The sequence below is a fragment of the Providencia burhodogranariea DSM 19968 genome (assembly GCF_000314855.2).
GTDB lineage: Bacteria > Pseudomonadota > Gammaproteobacteria > Enterobacterales > Enterobacteriaceae > Providencia > Providencia burhodogranariea.
The window spans coordinates 248531-264321 of sequence record NZ_KB233222.1 but is presented as its reverse complement, the minus strand read 5'-3'; the positions used below and the strand labels follow the sequence as shown (position 1 = coordinate 264321).

14 protein-coding genes are annotated in these 15791 nt (G+C 40.2%); 6 read left to right on the top strand and 8 right to left on the bottom strand.

The features are described 5' to 3' along the window. Positions 1 to 3: 3 nt before the first annotated feature. From napA to OOA_RS01075, 4 genes are all read right to left on the bottom strand, one after another. On the bottom strand, positions 4 to 2490 hold the full coding sequence (gene napA, locus OOA_RS01095; RefSeq protein WP_008910268.1) for a nitrate reductase catalytic subunit NapA: 2487 nt from the start codon (positions 2488 to 2490) through the stop codon (positions 4 to 6). Then, positions 2471 to 2749, bottom strand: a complete 279-nt coding sequence (napD, locus tag OOA_RS01090; RefSeq protein WP_008910267.1) for a chaperone NapD — start codon at positions 2747 to 2749, stop codon at positions 2471 to 2473. Before napD ends, napA begins: the two co-directional genes overlap by 20 nt. Then, the gene (napF, locus tag OOA_RS01085; RefSeq protein ID WP_008910266.1) at positions 2739 to 3230 is read right to left on the bottom strand and encodes a ferredoxin-type protein NapF; all 492 of its coding nucleotides are present in this window, start codon (positions 3228 to 3230) and stop codon (positions 2739 to 2741) included. The genes napD and napF overlap by 11 nt, the downstream gene beginning before the upstream one ends. A 1821-nt stretch (positions 3231 to 5051) precedes the next feature. Further along, on the bottom strand, positions 5052 to 5498 hold the full coding sequence (locus OOA_RS01075; protein WP_008910264.1) for a fimbrial biogenesis chaperone: 447 nt from the start codon (positions 5496 to 5498) through the stop codon (positions 5052 to 5054). Positions 5499 to 5556: 58 nt separating this feature from the next. On the opposite strand from OOA_RS01075, the gene OOA_RS01070 reads away from it, so the two are divergent. Next, positions 5557 to 5754 (top strand): transposase, encoded by a 198-nt coding sequence (locus OOA_RS01070; RefSeq protein ID WP_008910263.1) that lies wholly within the window; start codon positions 5557 to 5559, stop codon positions 5752 to 5754. A gap of 120 nt (positions 5755 to 5874) precedes the next feature. Here the strand turns inward: OOA_RS01070 and OOA_RS01065 are convergent, their stop codons facing one another. From OOA_RS01065 to OOA_RS01050, 4 genes are read right to left on the bottom strand one after another with little or no spacing between them, the layout of a single operon-like run. Beyond that, positions 5875 to 7530 carry a dipeptide ABC transporter ATP-binding protein gene (locus OOA_RS01065; RefSeq protein ID WP_008910262.1) on the bottom strand — a complete coding sequence of 552 codons (1656 nt, stop codon included), beginning with the start codon at positions 7528 to 7530 and terminating at the stop codon, positions 5875 to 5877. After that, the gene (locus OOA_RS01060) at positions 7530 to 8393 is read right to left on the bottom strand and encodes an ABC transporter permease (RefSeq protein ID WP_008910261.1); all 864 of its coding nucleotides are present in this window, start codon (positions 8391 to 8393) and stop codon (positions 7530 to 7532) included. The genes OOA_RS01065 and OOA_RS01060 overlap by 1 nt, the downstream gene beginning before the upstream one ends. Next, entirely contained in the window at positions 8390 to 9346 is a 957-nt protein-coding gene (locus OOA_RS01055) for an ABC transporter permease (RefSeq protein WP_008910260.1), read from the bottom strand. Before OOA_RS01055 ends, OOA_RS01060 begins: the two co-directional genes overlap by 4 nt. Further along, positions 9324 to 10952 (bottom strand): ABC transporter substrate-binding protein, encoded by a 1629-nt coding sequence (locus OOA_RS01050; protein WP_008910259.1) that lies wholly within the window; start codon positions 10950 to 10952, stop codon positions 9324 to 9326. The genes OOA_RS01055 and OOA_RS01050 overlap by 23 nt, the downstream gene beginning before the upstream one ends. A 500-nt stretch (positions 10953 to 11452) precedes the next feature. Between OOA_RS01050 and purB the strand changes: the two genes are divergently transcribed. The 5 genes from purB (at position 11453) to OOA_RS01025 (ending at position 15672) form a co-directional block, all read left to right on the top strand. Continuing rightward, a complete protein-coding gene (purB, locus tag OOA_RS01045) occupies positions 11453 to 12817 on the top strand; it encodes an adenylosuccinate lyase (RefSeq protein WP_008910258.1) in 1365 nt (454 codons plus the stop codon). Positions 12818 to 12831: 14 nt separating this feature from the next. Further along, positions 12832 to 13365 (top strand): GNAT family N-acetyltransferase, encoded by a 534-nt coding sequence (locus OOA_RS01040; RefSeq protein WP_008910257.1) that lies wholly within the window; start codon positions 12832 to 12834, stop codon positions 13363 to 13365. A 2-nt stretch (positions 13366 to 13367) separates the two neighbouring features. Beyond that, positions 13368 to 14165 (top strand): amino acid ABC transporter substrate-binding protein, encoded by a 798-nt coding sequence (locus OOA_RS01035; RefSeq protein ID WP_008910256.1) that lies wholly within the window; start codon positions 13368 to 13370, stop codon positions 14163 to 14165. A 64-nt stretch (positions 14166 to 14229) separates the two neighbouring features. Continuing rightward, complete coding sequence (locus OOA_RS01030) at positions 14230 to 14901, top strand: amino acid ABC transporter permease (protein ID WP_008910255.1); 672 nt, start codon at positions 14230 to 14232, stop codon at positions 14899 to 14901. 3 nt (positions 14902 to 14904) lie between these two features. Further along, entirely contained in the window at positions 14905 to 15672 is a 768-nt protein-coding gene (locus tag OOA_RS01025; protein WP_419177162.1) for an amino acid ABC transporter ATP-binding protein, read from the top strand. Positions 15673 to 15791: the final 119 nt, after the last annotated feature.

Sequence of the window (15791 nt, the reverse complement as noted above, 5' to 3'; positions counted from 1 at the left end):
CAATTACACCTTTTCCAATTTAACGGCACATTTTTTGTAATCCGTCTCTTTTGATAGAGGATCCGTGGCATCCAACGTCAAGTTATTAACTAACTGAGCAGCATCAAAAAAGGCCATATACACCAAACCTTTTGGCGGGCGGTTACGTCCACGGGTTTCCACTATTGTGGTCACTTCACCACGGCGAGAAACAACTTTGACTTTGTCACCACGGCGTAAACCTTTATCTTTTGCATCGAGAGGATGAATGAACAGTAATGATTCAGGAAATGCACGATGCAATTCAGGAACGCGGCGAGTCATACTGCCTGTATGCCAATGCTCTAACACACGGCCAGTTGATAACCATAAATCGTATTCTTTGTCTGGCACTTCAGCGGCTGGCTCAAATGGCAGTGCAAAAATCACCGCTTTACCATCTGGCTTACCGTAGAATTGATATCCTGTGCCGGCTTTTACATAAGGGTCATTGCCTTCGCTGTAACGCCATTGAGTCTCTTTACCATCAACAACAGGCCAGCGAATTCCACGTACTTTATGGTAGTCGTCAAATGGTGCAAGATCATGACCATGACCCCGTCCAAAACTGGCATATTCTTCAAACAAGCCTTTTTGCAGATAAAATCCCAGCTCTCGTGATTCATCATTTAGCTGATCGTCCGCCAGTTCAGATAACGGAAATTGTGTAACAGCATCATTAGCAAAAAGGACATCGTACAGTGTCTTACCACGGTACTCGGGTTTCTTAGCCAGTAACTCTTCAGGCCAAACATCTTCCGTTTTAAATCGGCGAGAAAACTGTACCATTTGCCATAAATCAGATTTTGCTTCACCCGGCGCTTGAACTTGCTGACGCCAGAACTGAGTGCGGCGTTCTGCATTACCGTACGCACCCTCTTTTTCTACCCACATTGCTGTCGGTAGGATCAAATCAGCAGCAATCGCACTTACGGTTGGATAAGGATCTGAAACAACAATGAAGTTACGCGGATCACGCCAGCCCGGCATGCGCTCTTGATTAATATTTGGGCCAGCTTGCATGTTATTGTTACACATGACCCAATAGAAATTGAGGGTGCCATCTTTTAATGCACGGTCTTGAGCCACTGCATGTAAACCCACTTTTTCGGGAATTGTGCCAGACGGAAGTTGCCAAACTTGTTCAACTTTATCGCGATGTTTTTCGTTGGTCACAACCATGTCAGCAGGAAGGCGATGAGCAAAAGTACCCACTTCTCGTGCTGTACCACAGGCAGAAGGTTGACCTGTCAATGAAAAAGGTCCACAACCCGGTTGTGAAATTTTACCCGTCAATAAATGCAGGTTATAACAAAGATTATTTGCCCAAACACCACGGGTATGCTGGTTAAAGCCCATTGTCCAATAAGAAACGACTTTGGTTTTTGGATCTGCATATAACTTAGCCAGCTCCTCAAGTTGATCTTTTGGCACACCGGTCATTTCAGCTGTTTTGTCTAAGGTATATTCTGCAACGAATGCTTTGTACTCATCCCACGTCATGGGTTCTGACGCGTCAGAACCTGGATTTTTCGCGCTTTGTTCTAATGGGTGAGTTGCGCGTAAGCCATAGCCAATATCTGTTGCGCCTCGACGTAAGTTTACATGTTTATCGAAAAAGTCCTGATTAACCGCATCATTTTGAATAATATAATTGGCAATATAGTTGAGAATGACCAAGTCAGACTGAGGTGTGAAAACAATGCCATTATCCGCTAATTCAAAGCTACGGTGTTTGAAGGTAGAAAGTACAGCGACACGAACGTTAGGATCAGTTAAACGACGGTTTGTGATGCGTGACCATAAAATGGGGTGCATCTCTGCCATATTTGAGCCCCAAAGTACAAAGGCATCCGCCTGCTCAATATCATCATAGCAGCCCATTGGTTCATCCATCCCAAAGGTACGCATAAAGCCAACCACTGCGGATGCCATGCAATGACGTGCATTAGGATCTAAATTATTGGAACGAAATCCGCCTTTAAACAGTTTAGATGCCGCATACCCTTCCCACACAGTCCATTGGCCGGAACCAAACATTCCAACCCCTTCAGGGCCTCTTTCTTTATATGTGGCTTTAAACTTCTCTTCCATGACATCAAAGGCTTTATCCCAAGTAATTGGGGTGAACTCACCATTTTTGTCATATTCGCCATCCTTCATGCGTAGCAATGGCTGAGTTAAACGATCTTTTCCGTACATAATCTTTGGTAAAAAATAACCTTTGATGCAGTTTAATCCACGGTTAACCGGGGCTTCTGGATCACCTTGACTTGCAACAATACGACCATTTTGTGTACCAACGAGAACCCCACACCCCGTACCACAAAAACGGCAAGGTGCTTTGTCCCACTTGATGGCTTCTTGTTGCCCGACAACAGCCTTAGCGATACTTGGTGCGCCAATGCCCGCCGCAGCCGCAGCGGCGGCAACAGCATTGGCTTTCATGAAGCTACGACGACTGAGTTTCATTATTTTCCTCACATTGCTCATCCTGCTGGTGATAAACCAGCGAAACAGCCAGCACGCCATCAACATTACGCACTGAATTCATGGTCTCAATTAGAGTTCCACTGTGTTCTGACTCAATAACAACAATCAATTTTCCTGTTTCTGGTGAACTGATTGCCACCTCACAACCGGGTAATTGATTAAGCTCTGTTATTACAGCGGGAGTCTGTTCTTTTTTTATTTGTACAATCAAACTACATACTTGCCAGCTATTGTGCATTTTCATGCTCCAAGGTAATGGCCGATACAGGGCAGCCAGCAACACAGGCGCCACAACCTGTACAACCCTGTAAATCAATTTTGGGCTGATAAATTCCAACTAATGACGGACTAAAAGAGATGGCTTGTGGCTCACAACTATCTTCACAACGACGGCATTCAATCGATTTATAAGCCAAGCAGGTTTGAGCAATAGAAATAGAAAGATCCCAAGGTTGGGATTTTTGCGGAAGGAAAATAGGCTCGGGGCACGCAGCGGCACAGGCGTAACAAAAAATACATTCACCTTGTTGAAAATCAACAACAGGGTAGCCACCGGGACCTGAAATTAAAATTGAGGCTTCACAATGAGCTAAGCAAACATTGCAGCGTGTGCAATTTTCAATAAAGTGTTGCTCATTACCACCCCATGGCGGTCGAATTGCAGGGGCGGCTCTACGCCATGCACCAGTTAATACTCCACGACGGGTGATATCAACCATGTTCATTTCCTTAACATTGCTCAAACAAAATTAATGCAAAATTTCAATATTAACCATATAAATTATAAGTGTATTGGGGATGGATAATATCTATAAGGAGTGAAGAAATACATACTACCAAGGAGGTAATTAATGACTTAAATATTATTTAAAGTAACTTCATTTATTTATGGTTATTGACTTAACTTGGCAGTAAAATTATTGTCGAATACCCTCAATGCTGGTATTAACAATAAAAACCAACAACTCATATACATTTAAAACTGTATTTCACCGAATAATTTAATAACTAACTAAATTAATAAACAAAAATTAATACCACTAAAGTGGTACATTTGATTACGCGGTATTAGTTTGAAGATTAAAAAATTAGAGCTGCTACACAATTTTCATTAAAATTATCACACCGATTTATAAGTATCTTAATGATGAACTCTAGAGTTTAAAAATAATTATTTATCACCATCAAAAAATGAATAATTCTTTATTCGAAAGAACAAACCTTCAGTTATTCCAATGATTTTAATTTATTTATTACAAATAGAAAATAATTATATCGCATAGAATAAAACTAACATTTTATCTATTTAATTTAATCAACATTAATGATGGCAGTTACAATGATCCTTACTTTTTTTTGGGATGAATACTTGTTAAATCATTAGGATTAGAAAAATCAAGTATTATCCGTCTTATTCAAAAATTAATTAAAAATAACGAAATAACTGAGTTAACCAATCCTGAAGATGGTCGAGTTAAAAAGCTATTACTCACGAGCAAAGGGAAAGAGTTAGTTAATCATATCCATCTTTTTGGGCAACAACAGGTATCTTCAGCTTTAAAACAATTAGCCCTGAAGCAACAACAAACCGTTGCAGATGGTATTACGCTTTATGCTAACGCATCAAAATATTATTAGCTTGGCTAAAACCATTGATAAATCGATGCATTGATATTTTAGAAGGCTATCGCTCCGGTATTTTTACTTCAGGCATGCCGATTTTGGTGCATATTTTGAAAAACTAATTGCCACTGGCCTCAGCGAATTTATTGATAGACTCAAAGAACCCTGCAATAACGTTTAGGCTGCCATACAAAATGGTCAGATCGTCGGATTAATTGCGATTGATTGCCAAGATCTTGACAATAATTATGCATCCTGCACTGGTTTATTCTTGATGAAGAGTGTCGAGAGACAGTCGTTGGAAGGTTATTGTTGAGCAAAGCATTCGCTTTTTGCTAGGCCGAGCAATCGGGGTTTCAGCTCGTGAAAGAAAAAAAAGGCTCACAATATATACTCGTATTTCGTCTAAAATACTAACTATAGACTAGGATAATCTTTATAAAATAAATCAATATCACAAATCACAAATAAAAACTTCAATAATTCATTTAAACCATATACAATTACCCAATCAATATGAAAGGAATTATTATGTTCAGATTTATTGGATCATTTGTGAATGGGTTATCAGACATGATGTCTGTAAATAGCCGGCGTATTATTGTTGTCATTTTAGCAATATCTACTATCGCAACAACAATCACGATACAATCTATTAACATTCATTTTATCTTAGCATTTTTATTTATTAGCATTTCGCTTTATCTGCCTGAAATATATAAATTTATTATGCGAACTGTGGCGTGAACAATAATATCTAAATATAGATTAATAGGTCAACATTAATATTCAAACTTACTCAGCGATACTATTTTTTATATTTACTCGTTAAGTGTTATATTTTAGTTTTATTAACCAATAATCTTTCAGCTATCAAAAAAAAACATAATAGTTTCATTGCGATTTACTATTAAAAATTAAAAATCTAATGATGCCTGTAATCTCAACTTCCTTAATGAAGTTGATTGATTTATTACTGAACCCGCATCATTAATATAACTAAATCTAACCACATTCGAGTTTATTGGGAATTTTTTCCGTAAAGAATATAACCTTTCTGAATTTGGTTTTAATGTCATATCCATTTCTTGTTCTACAGACACGCTATTTTTACTATCGTTTTTAGATGAAACATTCATTCCAGTAAATGAAATATGGTAGCTTGATGTATTTTTAACTAATAAAAAATTATCTTTATTTAACGTAAAAGTGATATATTTTTCAATATCTGAAGGAAACGAATCCAAATGAGACGGTCTTATGAATATTTTATGCTGAGTATTCATAGTTAAATCGACTCTTGATTTATTCATATCATTTATATTGGTGTCTTTAGGTGGGATTTCATAAAGATTGTTCTGCACAACAAAATCAGGACACTTTGATAAAGGAATCTATTCACTTTAAATATAAGATGTCGAAATGAAACGAAAATCACCGCAGCAATATACTGAAGACTTTAAGAAAGAAGCGATTAATTTAATCGTTGAACAAGGCTACAGTGTTTCGCAAGCCGCCAAAGCACTCGGAGTAACAACTAAACTACTCTATGCTTGGCGGCAACGTCATGATTTAACAATTAGGATAACTTTTTGGCGTTATTTTAAAGCACACTTCTGATAATTATTTACCGCGTTATCCCCACAAAAATTAAATTTCGATTAGGCTAAGCTCGCTCCACATTTGCAAAGTATGCATACTATTTTACGTCTATATTCTTTGTTCAAAAATGAGCATGACCTAATAAACCGATGACAAAAGCAATTTGGTATAAGGATGTTGTGGATGCGCAAAAATTTGATCTACATCGCCCATCTCAACGACTTGGCCTGATTTCATGATAACGATTCGGTGGCTAATATGTTGTACCACGCCTAAATCATGAGAAATAAATACCATCGCAAGCCCCAGTTTTTGTTGCAATGATAACAACAAATCTAAAACTTGAGCTTGAGTTGTCACATCTAATGCTGAAACTGGCTCATCACAAATTAGAATATCCGGCTCACAAGCCAGTGCTTGAGCAATAGAAACTCGTTGGCGTTGCCCACCTGAAAGTGATGTAGGACGACGTTTTAATAATTTACTATCCAGCGATACCAACGCTAAAAGCTCGGAGATCCGTTGCTGTTTTTCATTGGTCGATAATTTGGAATGCAGCTCAAGCGGTTGTAATAACAGTTGTTCAACCGTTTGCTGCGGATCAAATGAGCTGAGTGGATCTTGCACTATTGTTTGAATGCGTGGCCGCAGCGGCCTACGTTGGCGCTCTTTCAATGTGCTCCACGATTGGTTTAATAACTGAATATTCCCTGCATCTGGCGTTTGTAAGGCAAGAATAAGTTTACCGAGCGTGGTTTTTCCTGAACCTGACTCTCCTACAATACCTAATGTCTCGCCTTTTGCCACCGTCAACGAAATATCATCAACCGCTTGTAGTTTCTGACCATTTGGTAAACGAAAGGCTCTTGATACATTTTCTACCGCTAAAACAGTTTCAGGAATGGCTGAAATAGGTGTCGTCGATGCAGACCAGTTGAATAGCGGATCACGACCAGTTAGCCATGTACCACGCGAGTGCCTTGTTGGTACTGATGATAATAGTTTTATGGTATACGGATCTTTTGGCGATTTGAGCACCTGTTGTACATCGCCAGTTTCTCGCTGTCGGCCGTGTTGCATCACGATGACACGATCCGCAATATCGGCAACAACTGATAAATCATGGGTAATCAATAAAATACCAATACCTAACTTCGCTAACGATTTAAATTCGTCCAATATTTGTTTTTGTACCGTGGCATCGAGTGCGGTTGTCGGTTCATCTGCGATCAATATACGCGGTTGGCCTGCTAACGCAGAGGCAATCAAGGCACGCTGACGTAAACCACCAGATAATTGATGTGGGTACATGTCGGCACGATTAACCGGATCGGGTATACCGACAGTTTTGAGTAATCCATTGACTTTATTCGGTATTTCTCGACGAGTGGCAAGTCGATGAGTTAATATTGGTTCAGCAATTTCTTGACCAATCTTTCTCAGTGGATCTAATGACGTCAAAGCATCTTGCAACACAAAGCCAATTTCGCGCCCACGTATTTTTCGCCAATCAGCTTCACTGCATTGAGTAAGGTCAATTTCATTATTTGAGCGGATAAGTGACAAGCGTTTTGCAGATATTTTGGCATTTTTACCTGTCAGTCCGACCAGTGTGCGTGCTGTCACGGATTTTCCCGAACCAGACTCCCCCACTAGCGCGACTATCTCTCCTGCATGAAGAGTGAAAGATACCCCTGCAACAGCATGAAAATCAGCATCTTGCAAAGCAAAACGAACATGTAAGTCTTCAACCTGCAAAACAGGCGTTCCCTGCGTAACTTGCCGAACGTCCATTAGAATTCTCCTCGTGCAATCAATTGCTGTATCTTTCTACCCAATAAAGTAATAACAATCACTGATAGGGCAATCACTGTTGCTGGCATCAAACTCACCCACGGTGCAACATCCAAATAATTACGACCATCAGCCAATAAAGCCCCCCACTCCGCAACAGGTGGTGTCACACCCAATCCAAGAAAACTCAACGCAGATGCGGCTAATACCGCATGCCCAACACCAATAGTGGCAAGAATAACCAATGGGCGAAGTGTATTCGGAATAATATGACGAAAAATAATGCGTGTTGCTGGCGTACCTAACGCGACTGCATGCTCGACATATCCCGAAGATTTAACTAATAAAACTTGTGATCTCACTAAACGAGCATAGCCCGCGATGGCTGCCACCCCAACCGCCAGCATGGTGTTTTCTGGACCGCGTCCTAATACGGCAATCACCAATAATGCCAGCAATAAATCGGGGAAAGCCAACATGATATCCAGTAAACGAACCAATGGCTGCTTGATAAAATTCGGCGCTAATACCGCGGCATTACCCAGTAAAACTCCACCTATACACGCAATTAATGTAGCCCCAAGCCCAATACTTAACGATAGCGACGTGCCATAGACCACTCGCGAATACACATCACGCCCTAACTGATCCGTACCAAACCAATGCTGTGCACTTGGCGGCTGCAAAATTGCGGTCAAATCGACTTCATCTGGCGCATAGTGCGTAAACCAAGTCGGAAAAAACATGGCAAGAAACAAGATGGCAACGACGAGAGCGGGTAGCCATAAGCCGCTATATTTAAATAAATAACCAAGTTGAAACCTTGTTCGATTAGTATTTATTTCAAACGTTTCACTGCTCATGCGATAGCCTCCTGTTTCCGTAAGCGAGGGTCAATCAATAAATAAAGTCCATCTATCAATAAATTAATTACCACAAATAAAAAAGCAGAAAACATGACTAGACCAAGTACTAACGGCATATCACGATTCTCAATGGCACTTAACATCACTTGACCAATACCCGCGCGACCAAAAACCGTTTCCGTTAAAACAGAGCCGCCAAGAACAGAGGCTAAAAGCGTCCCCGTTAAGGTTGAGATCGCAAGTGCAGCATGGCGTAAGACATGACGAGCACGAAGCGTAAACTCGCTCACTCCACGAGTTCTAACTGTCGTGGCAAAAGGTTGTGATAAGGCTTCCTCCATGCCATCCCGTAACACCTGACTCAACACCGCAATTAAAGGTAAACTCAACGTGATAATCGGTAGGATCAGCGACATAAAGCCATCATTTCCTGTGACAGGAAACCACTGCAATGAAAAGCTGAAAATACTTAACAGTAAAATACCAATCCAATAAACCGGTGTGCTCAGTAAAATCAGCTCTAGCCCAACCACCAAATCACGAGCCCGATGTCGACGTCCTGCGGTTAAAACAGCGTTAATAATTGAAACAAACAGAGCAAACCCTAATCCACCTAATGCCAGTGGTAATGTCTCTTTTAATCCATTACTGATCACAGAAATCACAGGTTGACGGTATAAATAACTCTGCCCCAAATCACCGACTAATGCATGCCCTGAATAGCTAATGTACTGTTGCCATAAGGGTTTATCTAACCCAAACTGCTGAATAATTTCAGCTCGTACAGCTTCATCAACGACTCCTTCACCGCCCGTTATCACACTAACAGGGTCGCCAGGAATAAACTTAACCACAGCGAAAGAGAGGGTTGCCGCCCCCCAGAGAACGGCAATGATCATGAATAAGCGATGACTAATAAGTCGTAACTTAAGGTTTAATCCAGGTGTCATAGAAGTTTGGCTTCGCATTAGTGGCCCAGTTGATACCATGAACTTGCTTAGATACGCCTAGCTGAAATGCCGGAATATACAGTGGTACAACATAAGCTTCGTCTATAATTTTGTGTTGAACTTCATGGTAAAGACGCTCACGCTCTTTATCACTGGTTCCCACCGCTTCTGATAATTGCTTATCTAATGTTTTGACACGAGAATGATTTTTTCCTTGAGGCGGAAGAAAATCAGAATGGAATACGGTACGCAAGATATCCGGCTCAGGGCGAACAAAGAAATTAGAGGCAATATCATAATTACTAGTCGCGGTGCGATCATCAAATACGCCAGCATCAACAGGATCAAATTTCAGGTTAAAGCCTGCTTTTTTCACTTGTTGTTGCACTGCTTGGAACAGCGTGACATCTGCTGCCTCTACGTTAGTCGGCACATAAGTAAAACTTACAGATAACTGCTGACCATCTTTAACTCGATAGCCGTCTTTATCTCGCTGAGTCCAGCCCGCTTCATCTAATAGGCGATTGGCTTTTTCTGGGTCATAGCCCCATGAATTAGCGACTGTTGGATCGTAATATAATGTCGATGGACCAAGCACGTTATCAGCTGCTCGTAATGACCCGAAGAAAGCAGCATTAACAGCAACAGCAGGATCAATAGCACTTTGGAATGCTTGGCGTAATTTCACATCTGAAAACACGCCTTTTTCCGTATTCAAATACAGTACACGGTTCACGCCGGGGTTTTCTTGAGTAATGACATTGAGTCGCGGATTGTTTTTGACTTGTTTAAAATTGACAGGCGGAACCGCATCAATCACTTGTATTTGTCCACTGTTCAGGGCACCTAAACGAACTGATGATTCCGGTAAATATTTAAATTCAATGTGATCTAAATAAGCTGGGCCTTTATGGGTTGCGTAGCCCGGTCCCCAATTATAATCAGGACGTTTAGTTAGCTTACTGCCACTACCTTTTACAAATGAATCTAATAAGAATGGTCCTGAGCCTACCAATGTAAAACTGGTATTGGGGGTATTTTTCAAATAGGTTGGAGATTGTATACCAAGATATGGCAGACTTAGTCCTTGTAATAAGGGAGCAAAAGGTTCTTCATATTCGATCACTAGCGTATAATCATCTGGTGTCGTGATCGATTTAACTGGTCCTAATAACGATTTTGAATAATGTGAGATTGTTTTTGGATCTAAAATACGGTCGAAGTTGTATTTCACTGCTTCAGCATTCAAAGGCGTTCCATCGCTAAATGTCACGTCTTTACGTAAATGAAAAACATATTCTCTATTGTTGTTGTTAATTTCCCAGCTTTCAGCCAACCAAGGTGTAAAGCTATTGTCTTCCGCCTGCCCGACTAATGAATCTACGACATTACGTGCGACAACTGCCGCCACTGAATAGGCAGTTAGCGAAGGGTCAATAATTGGCGTGTCACTCCCCAAACCAACAGTTAATGTCCCACCACTGACGGGGGTTTCTGTATCTTGTGCGGCAGAACCTATAGTTGGAGCAAGAAGGCCTATTGCAAAGGTTGCGGCAGTTAAAATACCCACATTATGCTTTTCTAGGCGAGTTTGTCGTTTATCCATTTTTTTTCCTATTTAAGAATTAGCCGCAAAGTTTGCGTTAGCTCTACTCTATGAAGCCGTTCTTAAAGAGAGAAAGAATAAAAAAAACTGACTTATTTATTTTTATTATAAGTATGATTTGTTTTTTATTAATAAACAGTAAATACACTGCTTTAAATAGCTAAACATAAGGATATAACAATTAATTACTATAAATTTAAAATGGATATATATAGCTTTCATTTTGACGAAAATTAAACTTGAGTTTTTTATACACATAATTAATAAGTTTATTAATTTTAATTACCCCAAAACCTATTCAATACACTTACTTATTGAAATACATGTAAATTACATTCATAACAAATCATGGTTTCATAAAAACCACTCACAATAAGCATCATTACTTATTCACTATTTATTATATTCTATATTTTTTAATTCTTATCGCTTTATAACCAAAATGCTATTTTATAAAAAAAACATCTTCCCAAATAAATTTAGTTATAAGGCAGAAAAAAATGGCCTCACATCTCATCGACTTTGTTTTAATTGGTAATAACTTTGGTACCGAGGAAATGCGTCATATCTGGTCGGAACACAACCGATTAAAAAGCCAGATAGCAGTTGAAGTTGCGTTGGCAAAAGCAGAAGGAGAATTAGGCTTAATCCCTGCAGAAGCTGCGCAATATATCGAAGAACATGCTGACGCAGATAAACTTGATATTGAAGAAATCGCTAGCCAAGGCGCACAAATGAAGCATTCACTAATGCCAACCTTGATTGCATTACAAAAGCAATGCGGAGCGGCAGGTGAATACATTCATTATGGTGCAACGACACAAGATATCGTCGATACGGCAACCATGTTACAGCTGAATAGTGCTTTTAATATTATCGAGCGTGATGCCAAAGCATTGGTCAAGGCACTAGCCGATAGCGCCAAAAGATACCAGCACACACCAATGGTAGGAAGAACGCATGGTATGCAAGCATTACCCACTACATTTGGTTTTAAAGTCGCTGTTTGGTTAGACGAATTCTTACGCCATAACCAACGTTTAAGTGAAATAAAATCACGTGTTTTAACGGGAAATATTAACGGTGCTATCTCAACTTATGCCGCTTTTGGTGAATCAGGTCCTGCGATAGAAAAACGTACCTTAGATATCCTCGGCTTAACCACCCCAGATATTGGTTGGCAATCTGCACGTGATCGGTTTAGTGAATTTGCCTCTGTATGTGCATTGATCAGTGGCACGCTAGGCAAAATCGGCAATGAATTGTACAACTTAATGCGCACCGAAATTAATGAGATTGAAGAGCCTTTTTCCGCTGGAAAAATTGGTTCTACAACCATGCCGCATAAACGTAACCCTGCGGCACTGGAAGGATTGGCTAGCCTCACCCACCCTGTGCTCAAGAGTGTGTCACTGATTTACGAATCAATGCATGTCGAACATGAACGAGATGCCATGAGCTGGCGTGCTGAATGGATAGCACTACCTGAAATTTGTATCTATCTATCCGCACAGCTAAAAAATGCGATCACTGTAATTGAAGGTTTAACCGTCAATGAAAAACAGATGCGCCGTAATCTTGATTTACAAGGTGGCTTATTACTTTCTGAAAAAGTGATGTTTGAACTAGGTAAAAAAATTGGCAAGCAAACAGCTCACCATATCGTTTATGAATGTGCAATGGATGCTTATGAACAACAACGTCCATTTAAAGAAGTGCTGCAAGCCAACAACCAACTCAGTGGATTGATTAGCGAACAGGAACTCGATAGCTGGCTTGATCCAATTAATTATCTGGGTGCTGCACCTCAAAAAGTTGATCAAGTTCTTAAAAAAGCACACGAAAGTGGCTTATTGCCTGAATAACAACGAGGTTTGCTATGTACCAATACCGTCAGCTAATGCCTGATGAAGCAACTGAATATTATCAATTGCTTCATACGGGTTACGCAGAAATTAAACATTTAGGTATTCGTTTTGATGCGGCAACAGCAGACCTGCAAACTATGACTCAACATCTCAATGACCATGCCGTTTATGGGATGTTTGAAAACGATAGATTAATTGCATCAGTAACCTTGCGTTACCCATGGGGTAAGCAACCTGGCCCATTTGGACTTCCTCATATTGGCTGGTTTGCCACTGCACCGGAATATCGAGGTAAAGGGCTAGGTGAAAAAATATTAGCTTGGCTTGAAAAGTATGTTTTACAACAGCAATTGCGTGCTCCTGCCTATTCATTAGGGACAGCTGAAAGCCACCCTTGGTTAGCAAGCTATTACCAAAAATTAGGTTTTCAGCTAATCGATAAAAGAGATCTAGGCAAAGGCCATATCACACTTTACATGCAAAAAATCATTGATGAGCATAGATATACACAATGGTTAGCAATTTCCCGACAACAGGAGAATTAATTATGAAGAAATACATTACGATCATCGCAGGTCTTGTCGCGGCAACATTGCTGACCGCATGTGATAACAAAACTGAAAAAGCCCCTGATGCTCAAGCAAGCCAAGAAATTCGTATTGGTGCTACAGGGTTAAGCTTCCCAAGTGCCTATAAAAAAGATGGACAATTAACCGGTTTCGACGTGGAAATAGCCGAGACAATTGCCAAAGATCTTAATTATAAAGTTGTTTGGGTGACCTCAGACTTTAGTGGGTTAATGGGCCAACTTGAAGCGAAGAAATTAGATACCGTGGCGAACGTAGTTTCAATTACCCCTGCTCGTCAGGAGAAATATGATTTTACTGCACCTTATAGCTACTACGGCAGCCAATTAGTCACCAATAAACAAAACACCGATATTAATACTACCGACGATTTAAAGGGTAAAACCGTTGCAGGGGTTTTAGGGTCTAACCACCTTGTGAACTTGAAAAAAGCTTATGGTGAAAATGGAGTGACCATAAAAACTTATGAAAGCCGTGATGCGGCGATGAATGATGCTATCAGCAATCGAGTACAGGCTTATATCAACTCACGCCCTATTTTACTGGCAGAAATTAAAGAAAATAACCTACCACTGAAATTAGTCGGTGAACCTTTAGTTGTTGAAGCGGTTGGCTTCCCTTTTCAAAAAGATGAAAAAGGCAATCAACTTAAAGTCGCATTTGATAAAGAACTCCAAGTCATGCGTGAAGATGGGCGTTTAAAAGCAATTTCAGAAAAATATTTTGGTGAAGATATTACGGCTAAAAAAGCTAACTAATAAGTAATCCTCGGTTTATCAGCCTGAATGATTAAGGCTGATAAACATTTCCAAGGCAATAATTATGAATTTAGATATCGACTATATATTGCGGATATTCCCGCAAATCTTAAGCTATCTTCCCGTCACATTATTTTTGGCGATTGTTTCAATGGCCTGTGCGATGGCGTTAGGATTAATGCTCGCATTGCTGCGGATCAGCGGAATTAAGGTTATTGTCAAATTAGTTGATTTGTATGTTTCTATATTTCGCGGCGTTCCGACACTGGTACAGCTATTTATTATTTATTTTGGCCTACCGCAAGTCTTTCCAATATTAAATGGAATGGATGCTTTTACGGCGGCAATTCTGGCTTTTAGCCTAAAAAACTCCGCTTATATGGCTGAAATTTATCGTGCTGGTTTAACATCCGTCGATTTTGGTCAAATGGAAGCGGGATTATCAATTGGAATGCATAAGCGCCAAATATACCGTCGCATTATTCTTCCCCAAGCAATGCTAAATACATTACCCGCAACGGGTAATACCTTTATTTCATTAATCAAAGATACGTCTGTTGCTTTCGCATTGGGTGTTACTGAACTCTTTGCAGAAGGTAAAATGATCGCTGCTGAATCATTACGTTACTTCGAAACATTCATCGTTGTTGGGCTGATTTACTGGCTCACCGTGCTTATCTACAGCCGTTTACAAACTTTGTTAGAAAAACGGTTAAGTCGCTCATTACAACGATAAGGAATAATTATGATCCGTGTATCGCAATTAAATAAAAGTTTCGGCGATAAAACTGTCTTAAATAATATTTCGCTCGATATCCAAGAAGGTGAAGTTGTCGCAATTATTGGTCCTTCTGGTTCAGGAAAATCGACATTATTACGTTGCTTAAACCTGTTAGAACAGCCTGAATCCGGCACCATCCAGATTGGTGATGTCACACTGGATACTCACAAGCATAGCGTCAAAGAAGCTTATGCCTTGCGCGGGCAAACTGCCATGGTATTTCAAAACTACAACCTATTTAAAAATAAGACGGCGCTCGAAAACGTGACCGAAGGGCTGATTACAGTTAAAAAAGTAGACAAAAGCCAAGCAGATAAAATTGGGCACGCACTCTTAGAAACAGTCGGTCTTGCTGAGCATGCTCATCAATATCCAGTGACCCTTTCTGGCGGCCAACAGCAGCGTGTCAGCATCGCTCGCGCATTGGCGGTGAAACCGTTAGCGATATTATTTGATGAGCCGACTTCCGCACTTGACCCAGAACGCGTTTTTGAAGTTTTGCAGGTCATTAAATCTTTAGCCCAGCAAAAAACCACCATGGTGATTGTCACCCATGAAATGGAATTTGCCAAAGAAGTGGCTGACAGAGTGATCTTTATGGCTGATGGTCACATCGTTGAACAGGGCCCAGCAGAACAAATTATTCGTTTTTCTGAGAATCCACAAACTCGCCGTTTTTTACGACAGCTAACCAGTATCGAACCTATAGATGAGTTCAATATATAAACCTGAGGCTGTTGATCTTTGCTGCTTATTTTTAGCGTAGATACTGATTGAAATAATAAAAAATCATATCGCAGATTAACACGACTAAAAATCGATCTTCAAAGATCAACAGCCCTAAC

Bases quoted from the DNA above. Each gene is read 5' to 3' on its own strand.
- OOA_RS01060 (WP_008910261.1), bottom strand. From the start codon at position 8,393: ATGAGCAGTGAAACGTTTGAAATAAATACTAATCGAACAAGGTTTCAA.
- OOA_RS01040 (WP_008910257.1), top strand. From the start codon at position 12,832: ATGTACCAATACCGTCAGCTAATGCCTGATGAAGCAACTGAATATTAT.
- napD (WP_008910267.1), bottom strand. From the start codon at position 2,749: ATGCACAATAGCTGGCAAGTATGTAGTTTGATTGTACAAATAAAAAAA.
- OOA_RS01065 (WP_008910262.1), bottom strand. From the start codon at position 7,530: ATGGACGTTCGGCAAGTTACGCAGGGAACGCCTGTTTTGCAGGTTGAA.
- OOA_RS01050 (WP_008910259.1), bottom strand. From the start codon at position 10,952: ATGGATAAACGACAAACTCGCCTAGAAAAGCATAATGTGGGTATTTTA.
- OOA_RS01035 (WP_008910256.1), top strand. From the start codon at position 13,368: ATGAAGAAATACATTACGATCATCGCAGGTCTTGTCGCGGCAACATTG.
- purB (WP_008910258.1), top strand. From the start codon at position 11,453: ATGGCCTCACATCTCATCGACTTTGTTTTAATTGGTAATAACTTTGGT.
- OOA_RS01055 (WP_008910260.1), bottom strand. From the start codon at position 9,346: ATGACACCTGGATTAAACCTTAAGTTACGACTTATTAGTCATCGCTTA.
- OOA_RS01030 (WP_008910255.1), top strand. From the start codon at position 14,230: ATGAATTTAGATATCGACTATATATTGCGGATATTCCCGCAAATCTTA.
- napA (WP_008910268.1), bottom strand. From the start codon at position 2,490: ATGAAACTCAGTCGTCGTAGCTTCATGAAAGCCAATGCTGTTGCCGCC.
- napF (WP_008910266.1), bottom strand. From the start codon at position 3,230: ATGGTTGATATCACCCGTCGTGGAGTATTAACTGGTGCATGGCGTAGA.
- OOA_RS01070 (WP_008910263.1), top strand. From the start codon at position 5,557: ATGAAACGAAAATCACCGCAGCAATATACTGAAGACTTTAAGAAAGAA.